Origin of the sequence: Erythrobacter sp. KY5 (genome assembly GCF_003264115.1) — a bacterium.
Classification (GTDB): domain Bacteria; phylum Pseudomonadota; class Alphaproteobacteria; order Sphingomonadales; family Sphingomonadaceae; genus Erythrobacter.
Genome location: NZ_CP021912.1, coordinates 536,275 through 554,917, shown reverse-complemented (window position 1 = coordinate 554,917; position 18,643 = coordinate 536,275). Strand labels below are relative to the sequence as shown.

Annotated in this window: 18 protein-coding genes and 1 tRNA gene; 10 read left to right on the top strand and 9 right to left on the bottom strand. The window is 60.9% G+C overall.

Annotation, left to right across the window (positions count from 1 at the left end; translation table 11 throughout):
* Positions 1 to 6 precede the first annotated feature (6 nt).
* Complete coding sequence (locus CD351_RS02725; protein ID WP_111991196.1) at positions 7 to 1,158, top strand: CaiB/BaiF CoA-transferase family protein; 1,152 nt, start codon at positions 7 to 9, stop codon at positions 1,156 to 1,158.
* Here the strand turns inward: CD351_RS02725 and queG are convergent.
* Positions 1,155 to 2,216, bottom strand: a complete 1,062-nt coding sequence (gene queG, locus CD351_RS02720; RefSeq protein ID WP_111991195.1) for a tRNA epoxyqueuosine(34) reductase QueG — start codon at positions 2,214 to 2,216, stop codon at positions 1,155 to 1,157. The two genes, CD351_RS02725 and queG, sit on opposite strands and share 4 nt — an antisense overlap.
* A gap of 70 nt (positions 2,217 to 2,286) precedes the next feature.
* Between queG and CD351_RS02715 the strand changes: the two genes are divergently transcribed.
* The 4 genes from CD351_RS02715 (at position 2,287) to msrB (ending at position 6,621) form a co-directional block, all read left to right on the top strand.
* Positions 2,287 to 3,273: an ABC transporter ATP-binding protein gene (locus tag CD351_RS02715; protein WP_111991194.1), complete on the top strand. Its 987-nt coding sequence runs from the start codon at positions 2,287 to 2,289 to the stop codon at positions 3,271 to 3,273.
* A complete protein-coding gene (locus CD351_RS02710; protein WP_111991193.1) occupies positions 3,270 to 4,574 on the top strand; it encodes an ABC transporter permease in 1,305 nt (434 codons plus the stop codon). Before CD351_RS02715 ends, CD351_RS02710 begins: the two co-directional genes overlap by 4 nt.
* A gap of 109 nt (positions 4,575 to 4,683) precedes the next feature.
* The gene (locus CD351_RS02705) at positions 4,684 to 6,021 is read left to right on the top strand and encodes a cytochrome P450 (RefSeq protein WP_111991192.1); all 1,338 of its coding nucleotides are present in this window, start codon (positions 4,684 to 4,686) and stop codon (positions 6,019 to 6,021) included.
* Positions 6,022 to 6,114: 93 nt separating this feature from the next.
* On the top strand, positions 6,115 to 6,621 hold the full coding sequence (msrB, locus tag CD351_RS02700; RefSeq protein WP_111991191.1) for a peptide-methionine (R)-S-oxide reductase MsrB: 507 nt from the start codon (positions 6,115 to 6,117) through the stop codon (positions 6,619 to 6,621).
* A 16-nt stretch (positions 6,622 to 6,637) separates the two neighbouring features.
* Here the strand turns inward: msrB and CD351_RS02695 are convergent, their stop codons facing one another.
* The 7 genes from CD351_RS02695 to CD351_RS02665 form a co-directional block, all read right to left on the bottom strand.
* Positions 6,638 to 8,437 carry a hypothetical protein gene (locus CD351_RS02695; protein WP_111991190.1) on the bottom strand — a complete coding sequence of 600 codons (1,800 nt, stop codon included), beginning with the start codon at positions 8,435 to 8,437 and terminating at the stop codon, positions 6,638 to 6,640.
* A 6-nt stretch (positions 8,438 to 8,443) separates the two neighbouring features.
* On the bottom strand, positions 8,444 to 8,869 hold the full coding sequence (locus CD351_RS02690) for a GtrA family protein (RefSeq protein WP_111991189.1): 426 nt from the start codon (positions 8,867 to 8,869) through the stop codon (positions 8,444 to 8,446).
* A gap of 4 nt (positions 8,870 to 8,873) precedes the next feature.
* Positions 8,874 to 10,505, bottom strand: coding sequence for an NAD(P)/FAD-dependent oxidoreductase (locus tag CD351_RS02685; protein ID WP_111991188.1), 1,632 nt, complete (start codon positions 10,503 to 10,505; stop codon positions 8,874 to 8,876).
* Positions 10,506 to 10,650: 145 nt separating this feature from the next.
* Positions 10,651 to 11,343 carry a PilZ domain-containing protein gene (locus tag CD351_RS02680; protein WP_111991187.1) on the bottom strand — a complete coding sequence of 231 codons (693 nt, stop codon included), beginning with the start codon at positions 11,341 to 11,343 and terminating at the stop codon, positions 10,651 to 10,653.
* A gap of 108 nt (positions 11,344 to 11,451) precedes the next feature.
* Positions 11,452 to 11,536 (bottom strand) — tRNA-Leu (locus CD351_RS02675).
* Between the two features lie 142 nt (positions 11,537 to 11,678).
* The gene (locus CD351_RS02670; protein WP_255413035.1) at positions 11,679 to 12,032 is read right to left on the bottom strand and encodes an integration host factor subunit beta; all 354 of its coding nucleotides are present in this window, start codon (positions 12,030 to 12,032) and stop codon (positions 11,679 to 11,681) included.
* A 149-nt stretch (positions 12,033 to 12,181) separates the two neighbouring features.
* Entirely contained in the window at positions 12,182 to 12,520 is a 339-nt protein-coding gene (locus tag CD351_RS02665; RefSeq protein ID WP_111991185.1) for a GntR family transcriptional regulator, read from the bottom strand.
* Positions 12,521 to 12,731: 211 nt separating this feature from the next.
* Between CD351_RS02665 and CD351_RS02660 the strand changes: the two genes are divergently transcribed.
* The 4 genes from CD351_RS02660 (at position 12,732) to CD351_RS02645 (ending at position 17,732) form a co-directional block, all read left to right on the top strand.
* Positions 12,732 to 14,375: a peptide MFS transporter gene (locus tag CD351_RS02660; protein ID WP_111991184.1), complete on the top strand. Its 1,644-nt coding sequence runs from the start codon at positions 12,732 to 12,734 to the stop codon at positions 14,373 to 14,375.
* A 92-nt stretch (positions 14,376 to 14,467) separates the two neighbouring features.
* The gene (locus tag CD351_RS02655) at positions 14,468 to 15,898 is read left to right on the top strand and encodes an amidohydrolase (RefSeq protein ID WP_234027197.1); all 1,431 of its coding nucleotides are present in this window, start codon (positions 14,468 to 14,470) and stop codon (positions 15,896 to 15,898) included.
* A complete protein-coding gene (locus CD351_RS02650; protein WP_111991182.1) occupies positions 15,895 to 17,211 on the top strand; it encodes an amidohydrolase family protein in 1,317 nt (438 codons plus the stop codon). The genes CD351_RS02655 and CD351_RS02650 overlap by 4 nt, the downstream gene beginning before the upstream one ends.
* Complete coding sequence (locus tag CD351_RS02645; RefSeq protein ID WP_111991181.1) at positions 17,208 to 17,732, top strand: FKBP-type peptidyl-prolyl cis-trans isomerase; 525 nt, start codon at positions 17,208 to 17,210, stop codon at positions 17,730 to 17,732. Before CD351_RS02650 ends, CD351_RS02645 begins: the two co-directional genes overlap by 4 nt.
* Here CD351_RS02645 and CD351_RS02640 read toward each other — a convergent pair.
* The gene (locus CD351_RS02640) at positions 17,729 to 18,082 is read right to left on the bottom strand and encodes a helix-turn-helix domain-containing protein (RefSeq protein WP_111991180.1); all 354 of its coding nucleotides are present in this window, start codon (positions 18,080 to 18,082) and stop codon (positions 17,729 to 17,731) included. The genes CD351_RS02645 and CD351_RS02640 overlap by 4 nt on opposite strands.
* A gap of 80 nt (positions 18,083 to 18,162) precedes the next feature.
* Here CD351_RS02640 and CD351_RS02635 point away from each other — a divergent pair, with 80 nt between their 5' ends.
* Positions 18,163 to 18,612, top strand: a complete 450-nt coding sequence (locus CD351_RS02635; protein WP_111991179.1) for a PaaI family thioesterase — start codon at positions 18,163 to 18,165, stop codon at positions 18,610 to 18,612.
* Positions 18,613 to 18,643 lie beyond the last annotated feature (31 nt).

Genomic DNA, 18,643 nt, shown 5'->3' with positions numbered 1-18,643 from the left:
GCGCTTATGATTCGCGCCGGTGACAACAGGCCGATGCTCGAAGGCATCAAGGTCATTGACCTGACCAGCGTCGTTTTCGGCCCGTATGCCACGCAGATTCTTGCCGATCACGGGGCGGAGGTGACCAAGATCGAAGCGCCGGGCGGCGATGTCTACCGATACAGCGCCAGAGCGGCCCAAACTCCGGGGTTGGCCCCCGGCTTCATCGCTTTGAATCGCGGCAAAAAGTCCGTGGTGCTCGACCTGAAGGACGCGGCCCACGTTGATCGCCTGCGCAAGATGCTGAGCGAAGCGGATGTCTTCATTCACAACATACGCAAGGCTGCAATTGAGCGACTGGGCTTCGGCTACGAAGCGGTCAAGGCCTTGAATCCCGAGATCATCTACGTTCACTGCGTCGGCTTTGCCTCGGGTGGTCCCTATGATGGATTGCAGGCTTATGACGACGTCATTCAGGCAGCCACCGGTGCGACATCTCTGCTGCCACGCGTCGATGGTGACAATCGCCCTCGTTACCTGCCCTCGCTGATCGCTGACAAAGTTGCGGGGCTGCACGCAGCCTATGCGACGCAAGCAGCCATCATCCACCGCCTGCGAACCGGCAAGGGTCAGCATGTCGAGGTGCCGATGTTCGAAGCTTTCGCGAGCTTCATGTTGAAAGAGCACCTTGATGCGAAGACATTCGATCCGCCCAATGGCGATGCTGGATATTCGCGCCAGGTCGATCCCGATCGTCAACCGTTCCAGACCAGTGATGGCTGGATCAGCATCGTGCCTTACGTGCCGCAACACTTCCCTTACGTGATCGGCCTCCTGGGCGATCCCGAGATGGCGAGCGAGGAGCGCTTTAAAGATGTGAGAGCCATCATGTCAGCGGGGCCAGAACTGTACCAGCGCATCGGTGAGCTGACGAAAGCCAAGACCACGAACGAGTGCCTCTCGATCCTGCGGGAGGCCAACATTCCCTGTATGCCGGTGACCGACCTCGATGACGTGATCGACGACCCGCACTTGCACGACAGCGGCTTTTTCGAACGCAGCGAACACCCCACTGAGGGTGCGTTGTTCCAGATGCGCGATCCCATCCGGTACGGCGACTGGTCAGCAGGCCCGCTCCCTCACGCGCCGTTGCTGGGCGAGCATGACGAAGAGGTCTAGCGCACGGTTCCCAGCCGCCGAGCCGCCCAGCTTGCAGCATCGGCAATCGCGGGGTCCGGGTCTGATGCGAGCGCATTCACCTGCGCCAGCAAGCGGGCATCGCCGCTGTTGCCCGCCGCATAAAGACAGTTTCGCACGAAACGGTCCCGACCGATCCGCTTGATCGGAGAGCCGGAGAACAGCGAGCGGAAACCGGCATCATCAAGACAGAGAAAATCCGCCAACCTTGGCGCGGTCAACTCCGCTCTTGGAAGAAATTCTCGCGCTGCATTCGCCTGGCTTGCGAACTTGTTCCAGGGGCACACAGCCAGGCAATCGTCGCAGCCATAGATCCGGTTGCCCAGCGCTTCGCGAAATTCCTCTTCAACGGGGCCTCTGTGCTCGATGGTGAGGTAGGAAATGCAACGGCGAGCATCGAGCTTGTAGGGTTGCGGGAATGCATCGGTCGGGCAGGCATCGAGACAAGCGCGGCACGATCCGCATTGGTCGCGATGAGGCTGCGCTGCGTCCAGCTCAAGCGTCGTGTAGATCGCACCGAGAAACAGCCAGCTGCCGTGATCGGGGCTGACAAGATTGGTGTGTTTGCCTTGCCAACCGATCCCTGCCGCCTCGCCCAGCGGCTTTTCCATCACCGGGGCAGTGTCGACAAAAACCTTGACCTCGGCCCCCCTCTCTTCCGCAACGAGCCAGCGCGCCAGAGCTTTCAGGCGCTTCTTCACGACGTCGTGATAATCCTTGCCTTGCGCATAGATCGAGATCCGCGCTCGGTCCGGGTGCGCTGTCAGCGCCATCGGGTCATGTGCGGGCGCATAGCTCATGCCGAGCGCAATCACGCTGCGTGCTTCTGGCCACAGCCCCTGCGGGGAACGGCGGTGATGGAGGCGGGTTTCCATCCACTCCATCGATCCGTGATTGCCTTCGCCCAGCCATTGCTCAAGCCGCTGTGCCCGCACAGGATCTTCGCGCGCACTGGCAAACCCACAAGCTGCGAAGCCGAGGCTTGCCGCCTTCTCCTGGATGCGCTCTGTTAAGTTAAAGGTTGCCGCGCTGTTAACCACGTTTCGGGTTGCTCCCGTTCAGTTTCGCACGTTAACTCCCGCGCTCATGCATATGCAGGTAGGCCAACACATGACGCCAGACAATGCAGCAGCGCTCCACCATGACGCCAAAGCAATGTCTCGTCCTCTCGCAATCGAAGCCCGCGGTCTCGTCAAGAGTTTTGACGGCACGCGCGCAGTCGACGGTGTCGATCTCTCCGTGCCCGAAGGCGCCATTTATGGCGTACTTGGCCCCAACGGAGCAGGCAAGACGACCACGCTTCGCATGCTCCTTGGCATTATCGACCCGGACGAAGGCATTCGCCGTGTCTTCGGACACGACAGGCCGCACGATATCGGTCGCCTTATCGGTTACTTGCCGGAAGAGCGCGGCCTCTACCCCGCGATGAAAGCCATCGAGGCGATTGCCTTCATGGGCGCGCTGCGCGGACTTTCACTTGCCGAAGGGCGCAAACGAGGAATGGAGTTGCTGGAACGCCACCAGCTGCTCCACGCGGCAGAGCGAACGATCAAACAGCTCTCGAAAGGCATGGCGCAAACCGTACAATTGCTTGGTACGCTGGTCCATCGCCCACGTCTTGTGGTGCTGGACGAACCGTTCTCGGGGCTCGATGCGATCAATCAGGGCAAGCTTGAAGGCATGATCCGCAACCTCGCCGAAGATGGCGTAACGGTGATCTTTTCGACCCACGTAATCCACCATGCAGAACGTTTGTGCGAAGGCGTTGCCATCATCGCGGGCGGCAAGGTGCCTTATGCGGGCAGCGTCGAGACGGCACGCGACCGCATTCCGGCTCAGGTCAGGCTTGAGACCCGCGCACGCGATGGCGCATGGACCGCCGCGCTGCCCGATGACGCGCGCCGAGAAGGCGATTTCTTCTATTTCTCGCTGCCCGAGACCGGCGTCGAGCCACTCCTGCGCCAGCTCATCGAAGGTGACGCGGGTATCCTGTCACTCTCGATCGAGCGCGCGGGCCTTCATGATGCCTTTGTCGCCATCGCCGGCGAAGCGGCAGCGCGCCAGCTCGAAGCCGATGCACAAGGAGCCCGCTCATGAGCGTTCACGACCAGGCATCCATCGACGCGCGCCCGCGTCTCTCACGGCTCGAAGCCGCGTGGGTGATTGCGCGCCGCGACTTTGTCGCCGTGCTGTTCAGCCGCGCTTTCTTGTTCTTCCTCATCGGTCCGCTGTTTCCGGTGATCGTGGGCGGTCTCGCAGGCGCGGTCGGCGGTCAGGTGGCCCGCGATGCAGTGGTGATCGAAGTGGGACTGGCGATGTCGGAAAGCGACAATGCCGCCATGATCGAGGCTCGCGACAGCCTTGCACCGCAACTGGGCGGTGCGGTCCCGATCCTTCGCGAAGTGCCCGAGGCGGTTGCCGATCCGGCCTTCGACGCGCGCGAATTCATGGAAGCCCGCAGGGGCAATTACGCCGCTATCGTGACCGGAACGCCGGCCTCGCCCGAAGTGGTCGGAACCGAACGCCAGCTGCGCCGCTGGCAGGGGCCGGTTGAACTGATCGCCGCGCAGGTCACATCGGCAACCCCGCTCACAATTCCGCGATCGAGCAGTCAGGCCGTTGCATCCAGCGCCGCTAGCGAGCGCTCCAACCGCATCCGAACAGCGCAGGCAGCGCAGATGGTGATGTTCCTTCTGACCATGCTGCTTGCAGGAATGGTTCTGTCAAACCTTGCAGAGGAGAAGGGCAACAAGATCATCGAAATCCTCGCCGCAGCCATTCCGATGGATGCGGTGTTCATGGGCAAGCTGTTCGCGATGTTGGGCGTGTCCTTCGTCGGGATCGCCGTGTGGGGCATGGTCGGTTGGGGTTTCTGGGCTCTCGCCGAAGACGCGATCCAGACCGTGACACAGACCGACTTCAGCAACCTGCCGGGCCCTGCGGTTGGCTGGCCGCTCTTCCTTGCGTTGGGCATCATCTATTTTTCGATGGCTTACCTTTTGCTCGGCGCGATGTTCCTGACGATCGGAGCCATGGCGAACACGGTGCGCGAAGTGCAGACCATGTCGATGCCGGTCACGATGATGCAGCTGATGGTGTTCTTCCTCGCGGCCTACACGATAACTCAGCCGGGGACCGCGCTGGAGATGTTTGCGATTATCTTCCCGCTCTCCTCACCATTTGCAATGCTGGCACGTGCCGCACTCGACCCGGCGCTCTGGCCCCACGCTGCCGCGCTGGCGTGGCAGGCGCTCGCGGTTGTTCTGCTCGTCAAAGGGGGCTCCCTTTGGTTCCGCAAGCGCGTGATGAAATCGGGCGGAGCTGGACGCGAAAAGAAAAAGCGCGGCTGGTTGGGTAGCAGAGAAAAAGCACCCGCAGCGCTTGAACCGGCAGAATAGGTAGCCAATCGAAACCGACTATTGACATTGCTGTCAGTTACGGCAGGATGTGAATCGAGAGAGAGGAACGGCTGCCGTAGCGGCAAAGGCTCCTCCCAAGGAGAGAGATATGGCCAGCATCGCACCCGAACGTCCCAAGGTTCGCACATCGCCAACGGCGTACGAGGCGCTTACCGAGCATTTCGCGAAGAATCCGGAAGAGCGCCCGCAGCACACGCACAAATGGGACCTCAGCCGCTCCGACATCTATTACGAAGACAAGTGGCAGCCGATCGTTGCGGAAATGCAGGCGGCCGGACCGCTCCATTGGATCCCTGACAGCCCCTACGGCCCGTACTGGTCGGTCGTCGGCCACAAGGCGATCCAGCATATCGAGGCTCTGCCCGAAACCTTCTCCTCCAGCTGGGAGTATGGCGGCATCACGATCCTCGAACGCCTGTCCGAGGAAGAAATTGCCGAAAGCGGTGTCGACCGCCGCGAGCTTCCGATGTTCATCGCGATGGATCGCCCGCAGCACACCGGGCAGCGTCGCACCGTCGCTCCCAAGTTCACGCCATCAGGCATGAAGGAAATGGAGCCGGAGATTCGCCAGCGCACCGGCGAACTTCTCGACACGCTACCGCGCGGCGAGGTGTTCGACTGGGTTGACAAGGTGTCGATCGAGCTCACCACCGGCATGCTCGCCATCCTGTTCGGCTTTCCGTGGGAAGACCGCCGGATGCTCACCTTCTGGTCGGATTGGTCAGGCGATACCGAGCTCGCGACCGTGCGCGAACTGGACGAGATGCGCTGGGAATTCCTGCACGAAATGGCGGCATATTTTCAGTCGCTCTGGATCGAGCGCACGATGGAGAAGGAGCCCGGCAACGACCTCATCTCGATGATGATCCACTCGGAAGCGATGAACCAGATGCGCCCTGAGGAATTCATGGGCAATCTTATCCTCCTGATCGTTGGCGGTAACGACACCACGCGCAACTCGATGAGCGGCTTTGTCCATGCGCTCGACAAGTTCCCCGACCAGCGCAAGCTGTTCGAGGAAAACCCCGACATCATTCCGAACGCAGTGCAGGAAATGCTCCGCATGCAGACCCCGCTCGCCCACATGCGCCGCACCTGCACCGAAGATACCGAGGTTTTCGGCAAGACCATCAAGAAGGGCGACAAGGTGGTACTGTGGTATCTTGCCGCCAACCACGAGGCCGAGATCTTCCCGGAGCCGCACAAGCTTGACCTTGAACGCGAAAACGCCAAGCGGCATATCGCCTTTGGCTATGGCATTCACCGCTGCGTGGGTGCTCGCCTCGCTGAACTCCAGCTGCGCGTATTGCTCGAAGAAATGCACAAACGCCGCATGCGCGTGCATGTCGCGGGCGATGTCGAGCGCGTGCGAGCCAACTTCGTGCATGGCTTCCGCAAGCTCGAAGTGGAAATCACCGAGTTCTGATCGGACTTGCTTGAGCAGAGACGAGGTGAAACTTTTCGGGCTTTTGCGACGTACTAGAGTGTAGAAACACACTCAATTCGCGAGGGATCGCCCATGCCGTTCAACCTGACCAGTCGCCGCACCTTCATCGCTGCAACCGGCGTTGCCGCTGCCATGCCGCTGCTAGCCAGCTGCGGCGGGAGCGGCACCGAGTATCGCAAGGAACGCTCGTTCCGCGTCTCGAAGAGCGAGGGCCAGTGGCGACGTCAGCTGACCCGCGAAGAGTTCCGCATTCTCCGCGAGGCAGGAACGGAGCGGGCTTACACTTCACCGCTCAACGATGAAAAACGGCGCGGCGTCTACAAATGCGCAGGCTGTGGCAATCGGCTCTATTCCTCCGCGCACAAATATGACAGCGGAACAGGCTGGCCAAGCTTCTGGCAGCCGATCGACAACAGCGCCGTGGGCACTTCGATCGACCATAAGATCGGTTTTCCGCGCACAGAGGTGCACTGCGCCGATTGCGGCGGACACCTTGGACACATTTTTGGCGATGGCCCGCGCCCGACAGGCAAGCGGCACTGCATCAACGGTGTCGCCATGGATTTCGTGCCGGCCTAGCCGATTGGCTATCTCGTCACCGCGCAATTCGCCAAACCTGAAGGCCTGACAATCCATCGAGCGCGATTGGCTCCATCCAATCGGGCACGTCACCCTTGACGAGATCTGCAACAAAGCCATTCGGGTTGATCCTCGAGTACATGCGCGCTTCGCCAAGATTAGGGCAGATCGCGACATAGGATGTACCGCGCTCACGGAGCGCTTCATAAGCGGCCTGTTCGTCCGCCAAAGCGGTCTCGATCAGCACTTTCATGGCCTTGTCACCGCGATGGTGTCCAGTTGCGATGACCGAGTGTTCACTTACCAGAAGCAGTTCGGGCGCAATGTCGAGCGGCGCATAGAATTCGCCGGTCGGCAATGCGGATAGCGCTTTGCCAGCATCCTGCACTCGGCAATCGATTGCCTTGAGAGCAGCTTTCCCTCCAGGGGTTACCGTAGCGCCGCTCGGCATAGCCTTGGCGGGCAAGGCGCTTGCCAGCAACATTGCAGGCAATGCGGGCAGCAGCGCGCAGCAGACACCCACCATCGCAGCCATCCTCGGCGCTGGCCGCTCCATTGAACGGATAGCGCGCAGCCAGTGGCGAAGCTGCCAGGCAAGCGGCGCGGCAGCCAACGCACAGGCAACGGCTCCGGCGCGTGAAACGAAGATCGACACCAAAAAGGCTGCGGCGAGTATGATGGCGTAGTCGATCCAGAATTGGCGCAGCCAGTCGTGCGAACGTGAAGCAAGATTGATCGCCGCCCCCAGCGCAATCAGAGGCGTCACTGCGAATTGCAGCGCGGTGATGAGCGACTGACGCCAGATCGGCATGCCCTCCAAGACGTTTGCATGCCAGTAACGCGCCACGACCGGATCGAGCGCTGAAAATCCGCCTCCGGTCGCGCATTGGGGCGCGTTGTGAAGCAGCATTGCAACCGCGCCGCCACCGGCCAGTGCGAATCCGATTACGAGAACCCCGCGCGGTACGGGCTCAAAACGCGCGAAAAGCGAGAGCACCAGCGCCCCCCACGCGAACATGGCAAGGTGGATCGGGCTGACTGCATCGCAATAGGCAAGCAGATCGCCGAACCCGCGTGTCAATCCGAACAGCGCCACGCTGACAATGGCGAGAGCCTGGATCGCGCTCACCAGCCAAGCACGTGAACCGCGATGACGCAGCCAGCGAAAAGCGAGAATTGCGAAGAACGCTGCCGCAAGGGGGAGGCCCTCGATCGAGATCGAAAGCCAGATGGCAAGCGCGCTGCCGATGACCCATCCACCAGCCTTGGGAGAACGCGCCATCAGGCCGTTCACCGCGGCCAGAGCGCAAACAATCTGCCAGCCATGATGATCGACACGCAAGGGACCGAGCTGGAAGAGAACCGGCACCGAAAGCGCGACCACCAGGGCCGTCAATGTCGCCTCCTCCTCTCCCATCAAACGCCAGGCAATGCGCGAGGCGAGCAGGATGACGGCCAGAAGCGTGATCAGCGGCACGGCGATCAGGGCCGTGGCCTCCGCCGCGCCTGCTCCCACGATCGGTGTCAGGATCAAGATGATCAGGACAATCGGCAGGTCGACCAGCCGCGACCAGTGCATACCGACACCGCCGCCCGGCGCATCGACGCGGTACTGCGCAAGATCGAACCAGCTCTGGCCCGCAATCAGATCGCGCACCTGGAGCAGGCGCATGATGTCATCGGGATCGGGGAACCGATGTGTTGCAATGGCGTTCCAGTTCACAGCGATCAGCAGGGCACTGACGAGGGCCCAAGCGACCCCAGCACGGACCAGAAAGCTGCGCGGAAAAGCAGAACGGCGCCGCTCGACCAGCATAACTCCTTAGCCCTCCTCGCCGCGGAACACGATCCGGCTGCGGATGAGCCAGGTGACAAAGAAACTTACCATGATAGCGCCGGCCTTCGCCAGGCGCGGGTCCATCCCGCCCCAATCACCGGCACCGACTATGGCTGTCGTGAGCGCAAGGCCGATCAGGGCCGAGATAACGAACAGCGCTTTTTGCTGGGTGCGCGCGGCTCCTCGGCCGGCAACCTTGTCCTGGAAGACAGCACGGCTCGACATGAGCCAATGGGCCACGATGCCGAGGGAATAACCGGCGGCAGATGCGGGCGCGGCCGCCGTCCCGATCGAAAGAAGCGCCAGGAAACTGCCGACGTCCACTGCAAGCGCACCGACGCTGGCCAGCACGTAGCGCACGAACCGCACATCACGCAGCCTGGTCAGGATGGAGGCAGGTGACAGTTCCATCTCATCAAGCCGACTTGCGGATCTCGTCGTCGAAATCATCGCTGGAGGCGATGCGTTCCGGTACGTCCCTGATCGACGTAAGCGCGGCGACCTGATCCTCGTTCAAGGGCGTGGTCTCTGCTTCGCGGGCGGGCAGTGCCGTTTCGGCACCCTCGTCGCCCGCTTCGTGATACTCGGCGTCCTCGTTGACGCACCACGTGTCGTAGATTCGCTTTCCTGCGATAATGTTCTCGACCGTCAGCATAGCGGTCATCATCGCGTGATCCTGATTGTTGTAACGGTGCATGCCGTTGCGGCCTACGAGGTGAAGCGTCGGGTGCTTCTCTTCGAGTTCCGTGCGCATCGCCTCTACGTTGACTTCGTAATGGTCGTCATAGACCGGATAGGCTTTCTCCTGACGGACCACCGCGCCGGAGGCGACCTTTGCCGGGTCGCAAAGGCCAAGCACCTCCATCTCGCGCGTGGCCTGCTTGACGAGGTCCTCGTCGCTGGAGGACCACAGGCCGTCGCCCTCGAAGCAGAAATACTCAAGGCCCACACAGGCCATGTCCTCATCAGGCACCATTTCGGGCGACCAGCTGCGGAAATTCTGAACGCGGCCGACCTGAACGCGTTCGTCGTGGATGTAGATCCAGTTATCGGGGAACAGATCCTCGCTCTTCACCATCAGAGCGACGGTGAGGAAGTCGCGATAGCGCAGATTATCGGCTTGCAATGTCGATTGCGGTAGCGGGTGAATGCGCTTCGACAGTTCGCGCATGGGCGCTGAACTGATGACGTGCCCTGCCCGGATCTGAGCGCTGCCTCCCGGTCCGCTTGCGGTCATCGACCAATCGTAGCCCTCGTCGTTCGGCCCGATCTTTGCGAGGCGATCAAGCCCATGGCCCATGAGCACCTGCCCTTTGCCACTGGCCTCAATGTGATCTTTCGCAGCATCCCACATCATGCCCGGCCCAAGGCGCGGGTAGCGGAACGTTTCGAGCAGGGTTTTCACCGCCTGCCCGTCATTGGGTTTCTTGTTGAGCCCGAGCGAGCGCTTGAGCCCGTCGGTCACCGCGTTCCAGAGCGACAGGCCCTTGATGCGCTGCGCCGCCCAGTCGGCGCTCATTTCATCGCATGGCATGCCCCACACCTTCTCGGTGTAGGTCTTGAAGAAGATCGAATAGAGCTTCTTGCCGAACTGGTTGGTGGTCCAGTCCTCGAAGCTTCGTACATCCTTGATCGGGAACAGCTTGTAGCGAAGATAGCTCACCATGCAGGCGGTCGAACGAAGCACGCCGAGGTTCGACAGCGCTTCGAAGGCGCGCAGCGGGTAGCTGTAGAATTTGCCTTCGTAATAGATGCGGCTCATGCGAGGGCGTTGGATGAAATCGTCTTCACCCAGAATTTCATTCCAGAGATCGACGACCTGCTGGGACTTCGAGAAGAAGCGGTGACCGCCAATATCGAAGCGGTAGCCTTCGTGTTCGACCGTCCGGCTGATCCCGCCGACATAGGTCTCGTCTTTCTCGATGATCGCGACCGTCTTGCCCTGTTTGGTCAGAAGGTACCCGGCGGTCAGGCCAGCGGGGCCCGCGCCGATGATCGCCACGTCGCAATCGATAATCCCAGGCTGCTTTTCGCCAACCACGCTCATTCAGGCCCCCGTTTGATGTGCCATTTTCCGGCTCGTTGTCGGGAGTGAAGGAAATTGGTTAGCGAGGAGTAAACGCGGACGGTGAATTACCTAAAATCGTCCAGAAAGCGCGAAAATTTGCCGCTTTGCGCTACGCCCGCCGCGTTCAGGTCAGCAAGTCCGGACATTGAAGCCGCGCTGTGAGGCGAGCAAACTCGCGCAAGGAAAGCGTGTCGTCAAAGACAACACCGCACTCATTATCGCGCCGCCAGCGAACCTTTGCCCGGACATCTTTCAGCTCCCGCTCGCCATTCAGACTCTCGATGCGCAGGGCCTGGTCGATTGCGAATGCCTGATCACATTCAAAGCGCGCCCCCTGCTGCGAAAGGTTCAGGACGACGGCCTCGCTCGTCTGGGTGAGTGTCTTGACCTTGATCGGGAAGCACACGCCGAGCCTCAGGCCGCGCTTGGGGAATTCTCCAACCTCGTCGATGAGCTGCGTGACATCAACCGGCTGAGTGAATTCGAAGCCTGCCTCGTTTTCCTGCTCCCAAACAGGCTTGATCTCGTACACGCGGCCGCCCGGCATATGCAGTTCGATCGGATCTCCCTGGGGAGCCTTGTGGAAAAGGCGAACGCACACCCCGGTGTCCGATACGTCGCGAAGGACGCCTACGAATTCACCGTGAGCGGAAACTATCTTGGCGGCCCGGATAAGCAACGTGATGCGCGGCGCGGCGCGCACGTTGCCTTCGCCGCTCGCGCTTTCCGATGCGGACTGGGCCTGGCTGTCAGGCTCGACACTACCGTCGCGATACCATTCGCCCTCGGCGTGTGGTGTGCTCGCTGCTTCACTCATTACAAAATCGCCTGCCGTGCTCTTCAGACTACTGCGAGGAGCACGAAAAAAAGGTTTCCCAGTTTCTGGAGACTTTGCCGTAGTGCCAATCCGTTAAAGGCGAGATAATGGTGCGGGTGGCGGGACTCGAACCCGCACGATCAAAGATCAGGGGATTTTAAGTCCCCGGCGTCTACCATTCCGCCACACCCGCAAGCGCTGAGCAACAGCCAGCGATTGCCCGTTAGCCGAAAGCAATAGCGGCTAGCAATATGAGCGAGGAATTGGGGGCAGAATGGTTCTCACTGACAAGTCAGCTCAACACCATCTGGCAGCAAAGCAAGAACCGGTCGCGATCAGCCTTCGTTGAGGCGGTTGCGAATTTCCTTGCCTGCCTTGAAATAGGGGACCCGCTTGGCGGGAACTTCAACCGCCTCACCGGTGCGCGGATTGCGGCCCGTGCGAGCTTCGCGTTCACGGGTGGAAAACGCCCCGAACCCGCGCAATTCGACACGGCCACCTTCGGCCAGCCTTTGAGTGATCTCATCAAAAAAGATGTCGACCACCTGCTCGACCTCTTCAGATCGCAGTTCCGGATTGTCTTTATGGAGTTCGGTTAGAAGCTCGGATCTTATCATTTTCGCCCTCCCGGCCCGCGCTGCAGTCTCTGGCCTGCAATCACGCCGTCGCGATTCTCTGTTCGCCACCATTCAAGTTGCCCGGACCCGACGAGCACTCTTCGAAGAAATCGGGATGCCAGAATCTTGCGAATTCCGCAAGGATAGCAACAAAATATATTGAAAAGAGGCACAAATAGAAGCGCGGCGACCGGATCGGACGCAGTTCCTGGCTGCAGCAATCAGCTTTGCTCGACCAGATCTGCCGGCTTCAGACCGAGCCGCTGCATCCGGGCGCGAATTTCAGGCCATTCTTCGCGCAGGAAGAGATCGCGTTCGCGCTTGCGCAGCAATTCCGCGGCACCTTCTACGACATACATGCCCACACCGCGCTGAACCTCGACAAGCCCGTCATTCTGAAACTGCTGATACGCTTTCGCCACCGTCAGCGGATTTGCGCCCTGTTCTGCGGCGAGTGCCCGAACAGACGGAAGCATCGCGCCTTCGGGATACAGCCCTTCGATGATCGCGGCAGCGATCTGGTCGCGCAATTTGAGGTAAACGGGTCGTGATTGGGTCATAATTGTCTCTTCGCTAGGTGCTTCAGTGCCATAATACAGCCATGCGCGTCAAGTTACGCCCACGGTAAAGGGCCGGATGCCTTCCGGCATGACAAGAGCGGCAATCGTCGGCGTTCAGCGAAACAAAAGCTTCACACAGGCAAAACGCACGCTAGGGTGCGCCGCATTGGAGCTCGGCACACACGAGCACTTTCGGGGATATTCATACAAAATGGTCGAGGGATTCTTCTTCACATTCGATAGCGCGTTCGAAATGTGGGCATTTCGCGGTGCCTCCGTCGCGCTTGCCGCCTTCCTGCTCGGGGGGCTTTTTCTGATTACGCGGCCCGAGCCAGAGGTGGTCGGGCATCCGAAGGGCCTCTTCGTGCTCTTCCTTGCAGAGATGTGGGAGCGCTTTTCCTATTACGGGATGCGCGCCCTTCTTATCTTCTACCTCGTCCAGCACTGGATGTTCTCGGACAGCGAGGCATCCATTATCTATGGCGCCTATACCGCGCTGGTCTACATCACGCCGGTCGTCGGCGGCTACCTTGCTGACCAGTTCATCGGGCAGCGCAAGGCTGTGCTGTTCGGGGCGGTCCTGCTGACGGTTGGCCACTTCTTCATGGCGTTCGAAGGCACAGGCGGTCAGGACGATCCGACCATCAACGTCTTCTGGCTGGCGCTTGCGTTGATCATCGTTGGTTCGGGCTTCCTCAAGGCCAACATCTCGGTGATCGTCGGACAGCTTTATTCGCGCACCGATATCCGCCGCGACCCAGCCTACACGATCTTCTACATGGGAATTAACGTCGGCGCGGCGACCGCATCGATCATCTGCGGCTTCCTTGGCCAGACCTATGGCTGGGAATACGGCTTTGGTCTTGCTGGCGTCGGCATGCTGATCGGCCTCATCTTCTTCGTCATCGGCAAGCCGCTGCTTATGGGCAAGGGCGAGCCGAAAGACCCGGCGCGCATTGCCGGTGGCAAGGAATGGGGCATTTATGGCGCAGGCCTCGGCATGGTCGCACTGTGCTGGCTCGCCATCCAGTATCAGGACATGGTCGGCTGGGTTCTGCTCATCTTCGGCGGCGCGTTGGTGGCCTATGTGATCTTCACCGCCATCGTGAAGCTGCCTTCGGAAGAGCGCGACCGCATCTTTGCGGCGATGTTCCTGATCTTTGTCTCGATCGTCTTCTGGGCGCTGTTTGAACAAGCGGGCTCCTCGCTCAACCTGTTCACCGATCGCCACGTCGATACCCAAGGCGTCAACGCATCGATGTTCCAGTCGATCAACGCGATCTACATCGTCCTGCTCGCGCCCTTGTTCGCAATGACGTGGCAGGGGCTGGCATCGAAGGGGATGGAGCCTTCCACCCCGATGAAGTTCGGCCTTGGTGTCGTCCAGGTTGGCCTCGGCTTCCTCGTTCTCGTTTGGGGCGCATCCAGCGTCGGCGTGAACGTGCCGACGCCGGTGATCTTCATCTTCCTCATCTACCTGCTGCACACCACTGGTGAGCTTTGCCTCTCGCCTGTGGGTCTGTCGGCGATGAACCGCCTGAGCCCGGCTCACATGGCCTCGCTCATAATGGGCACATGGTTCTTTGCATCGGCTCTGGGCAACTTTGCAGCAGGCCTGATCGCCGCGGCAACCGGCGGTGACGGTATGACCGAAGAAGCTGGAAAGCAGGTCGTGCTCGAGGTCTATTCAACCGTCGGTTGGTATGCGGTTGCGATCGGTGTCGGCGTAATGGTCATCAGCCCGCTCATCAAGAAATTGATGCATCTCGACACGCTGAAAGACGACGCGTCACACATCGATGGTGAAGCCGAAGCAGGGCTGGAGCCGCATGAGGCTGGCCTAAGCAAGGTCTGACAAGCCAGCCTGCCGGCCAAGCTGTCCAGAAAGCTGGACAGCACCCTGATTTCTCGCCAAGTAAATGCTTTGCGAGAAATCAGGGGGCCAGCATGGCAAGTACGAGGTCGAGCACTCTTCCGGGAAAGATGGGGGGAGCTGCACTGGCTGCCCTGGCCAGCGCTCTGGCGCTCGGCGCATGCGCGACGACCGGCACGGCCAGCGCCGCTTCCGACGACAATAACGATGACAAGGAACCGCGTTTTACGGCAATGACCGAAAGCGATGGCCCTTATGCGTCAACCTATCGCCGGTATCCCGGCCGCCCGACCGCTCTGGTAAATGCCACCGTGTTCGATGGTGCCGGCGGCATGATCGAGGGCGGAACGGTCCTGTTCCGCGATGGCGAAGTGGTGGGCGTAGGCACCGACCTGTCGACTGACGGCTATGACGTGATCGATGCGAGCGGCAAATACGTAACGCCCGGCATCATCGACATCCACTCGCACCTTGGCGACTACGCCAGCCCTGGCGTTGATGCGCATTCCGACGGGAACGAAGCGACCAGCCCCACCACTCCCGAGGTTTGGGCCGAGCACTCGGTCTGGCCGCAGGACCCCGGTTTCAGCCGCGCATTGGCGAATGGAGGCATAACCGCGCTCCAGATCCTGCCCGGCTCGGCCAACCTCATGGGTGGACGTTCGGTCACACTCAAAAATGTGCCCGCGCGCACCGTGCAGGGGATGAAGTTCCCCGGCGCGCCTTACGGGTTCAAGATGGCCTGCGGGGAGAACCCCAAGCGTGTCTATGGCAATCGCGGGCGGATGCCGTCGACCCGCATGGGCAACTTCGCGGTCAATCGACAGACCTGGTATGACGCGATCGACTACGCCAATTCCGAGGACCCCGATCGCGATCTTGCCAAGGAAACACTCGTTGGCGTTCTCGAGGGCGACATCCTCGTCCACAATCACTGTTACCGAGCCGATGAGATGGCGTTCGTCATGGATATGGCGAAAGAGATCGGGTACCGCGTCACCGCGTTTCACCACGCGGTTGAGGCGTACAAGATCGGCGACCTCCTGCGCGAGAACGAGGTTTGCAGCGCGATCTGGGCCGATTGGTATGGCTTCAAGATGGAAGCCTATGACGGCATTCTCGAAAATGCCGCATTCCTCCAGCGCGAAGGCGCGTGCGTGGTGATCCACTCGGACGACCAGAACGATATTCAGCGTCTCAATCAGGAGGCAGCGAAAGCACAGGCAGCCGGCAGGCGCGCGGGGATCGAGATTTCCGATGCGACCACTATTCAGTGGATCACGCTCAACGCCGCAAAGGCGATGGGCATCGACGAAATGACCGGAAGCCTGGAACCAGGCAAGATGGCGGACGTGGTTCTTTGGAACGGCGATCCTTTGAGCGTTTACTCGCGGCCCGAGAAGGTCTGGGTCGACGGCGCGTTGTTGTTCGACATGATGGACCGTTCGCGGCGTCCGGTGAGCGATTTCGAACTTGGCCAACCGGGTGAAGGAGACGTGAAATGAGGAGTGTTCTCACAGCAGGACTGCTAGGCGCGGCAAGCGCTCTCGTCATCGCATCGAGCCCGCTCGCAGCGCAGGACGTGGCCATCACCAACGCAACCATAGCGATCGGCGATGGGACGGAGCCGGTTGAGAACGGCACCGTTGTCATTCGCGCAGGCACGGTTGTCGCCGCCGGTGCAGGCGTCGCGGCCCCTGCCGATGTGCCGACGATGGACGCGGGCGGAGCATGGGTTACGCCCGGGCTGTTCGCGACAGTCAGCACGCTTGGCATATGGGACGTGAGCGCGGTCAGCGAATCGAACGACCAACGCGCCAGCGGCTCTCCATTCAGCGCGGCTCTCGACACCGCGGCGATCGTCAATCCAAACTCGCAGCACATCCTGATCGGCCGCTCGGCAGGGGTGACGCGTGCAGCTACCGCAACGCTGCCCTCGGCATCGATCTTCAGCGGTCAGGGCGCGATCATCGACCTTGATGGCGATACAACGCCAGTGATGCGTGAGAAGGCCTTCCAGATGGTCGTGCTCGGCGAGGCAGGCGGCAGGATCGCGGGCGGGAGCAGAGCTGCGGCCTTCGCCCTGTTCCATGCGGCATTGCGCGAAGCAGCGGCGCTTGGCACAGGGATGCCCCGCACCCCCGAAATCGCGCAGGATGGCGAGGTCATGCTCAGCCGGTTCGATGCAGAGGCGCTGCGCAGCGTGGTGAGCGGCGAGCAGAAGCTCTATGTCTGGGTCGAGCGCGCATCGGACATCCGCTCGGTCCTTTCGCTAAGGGATGAGTTCGCAAATCTCGACCTTGTCCTTGTCGGGGCAAGCGAAGGGTGGATGGTGGCAAACGAGATCGCTGCTGCCGGTGTGCCGGTGATTGCCGACAGCCTCGATGACCTGCCCTCCAGTTTCGAACAGCTCGCCGCCACACAAAGTAACATTGGCCGAATGGTCGATGCAGGCGTCAAGGTCGCAATCAACTCCGCCGGCCTCAATCACAGCCACCGCCTCTCGCAATATGCGGGCAACCTTGTCGCGTTGAACAAGGTCCCCGGTGCATCGGGGCTGACCTGGGGCGAAGCCTTCGCCTCGATCAGTTCGGTCCCGGCAGCGATAAGCGGGTATGAAGGGCGTGCCGGCGTGCTCAAGCCGGGCGCTTTGGGGGACGTGGTGGTCTGGGACGGAGATCCGCTCGAAGTGACCAGCGTGCCCACGCAGGTCTATATCGGCGGGGTGAAGCAATCGCTCGACAGCCATCAAAGCCGTCTTCGCGACCGCTATCGCGATCTCGACGAGAGCGCGCTTCCAAAGGCGTATGACTGGTGAAGCGCGCATTGATGATCGCAGCGCTGGCGGCCTTTGCGAGCCCGGCAGGCTTGGCACAAGCGCATATGGACGCGCCAGGCGAGGAGGAAACGGCCGCACAGCTGGCAGCGCAGGAAGTGGCCAAACGCGCCTATCTCAACGCCCAGCAGGCCTACCTGTCGGGCCTCATGGCGAGCGATGGCTGGTACACCATGCCGGGCGGATTGCGGTGGAGATATGTCGAATATCGAGGCACCGGCCCAAAGCCCACGCCCGCTGACCGCGTAACAGTCAATTACGAAGGCACCTTCATCGATGGCGAGGTCTTCGACAGCTCTTTTGAACGCGGAACGCCGGCGACGTTCGGATTGAGCGGGCTGATCGATGCATGGGAGATGGCAATCCCCCAGATGCATGTCGGTGAGACGATCGAACTCGCCGCTCCTGCGACACTTGCCTATGGGCCTGACGGACGCGGCCCGATACCCGGCGGTGCGACGCTGTTGTTCAAGGTCGAGCTGATCGGGATCGAAGGGCGCTAGTCGACTTTGGCAGCCCAGACCTTGGGCGCTTCGCCTTCGTCGAACAGGTGCTGCGCGCCCCATTCAGCCAGTTCGCGGTACATCGGCCCGAGCGCCTTCGCTCGCTCGGTCAGGATATAGCGCGCGCGCTTTCCGTCGGGTGGCTCACGCCTCATCAACCCAGCCTCCTGCAAGATCGCCAGCCGGGAAGTAAGCGCAGCGCGATTGATCGCCAGCGGCTCGATAAAATCCTCAAACCTTTCCGCGCCGAAAAACGCCTCGCGCAGGATGAGCAGCACCCAGCGATCGCCGAGCACGCGAGCGGCGCGGCCAATAGGGCAAGGCGAGCGGGAAGGCTGATACGTCTTCATGCAGTCTGCATATCAGACTTGGCAGGGATGCTGGCAAGAGGCATAACGTCTGCGAATCAGACTTTATGGAGAGATATTCGATGACACAGTCCCGGTTCGACAGCCCCGAAGCGTCAATCGATTACATGAAGAAGGTCGCGGTTGCGCGATCTGGCTTCTCCAACTGGCTACAGGTCGAACCCTTGGTCGTCTGGCAGGGCAAGAGCGAACTGGTGCTCGACCTGCGACCTGAAATGACCCAGCATCATGGCTTTGCGCATGGCGGTATCGTCGGCCTCATGGCCGATAATGCCTGTGCATGGGCGGGTGCATCACTCGCAGGTGACGTGGTGACGGGCGGCTACACGATCAATTTCCTGCGCCCTGCATTGGGAGAGCGATTGAGAGCCAAGGGCGAGGTCATAAAGCAGGGCAAGCGTCAGGTGATCGTGCGCGCTGACGTGTGGGCCGAAAGCGATGGCGCTGACCCCGTCCACGTGGCGAGCGCACAGGCGACGATCATTCCCACAGGACGCACCCAGCAGGTTTAGCGTTTTGGCGAAAGCGGTGGTATCTTGGCCG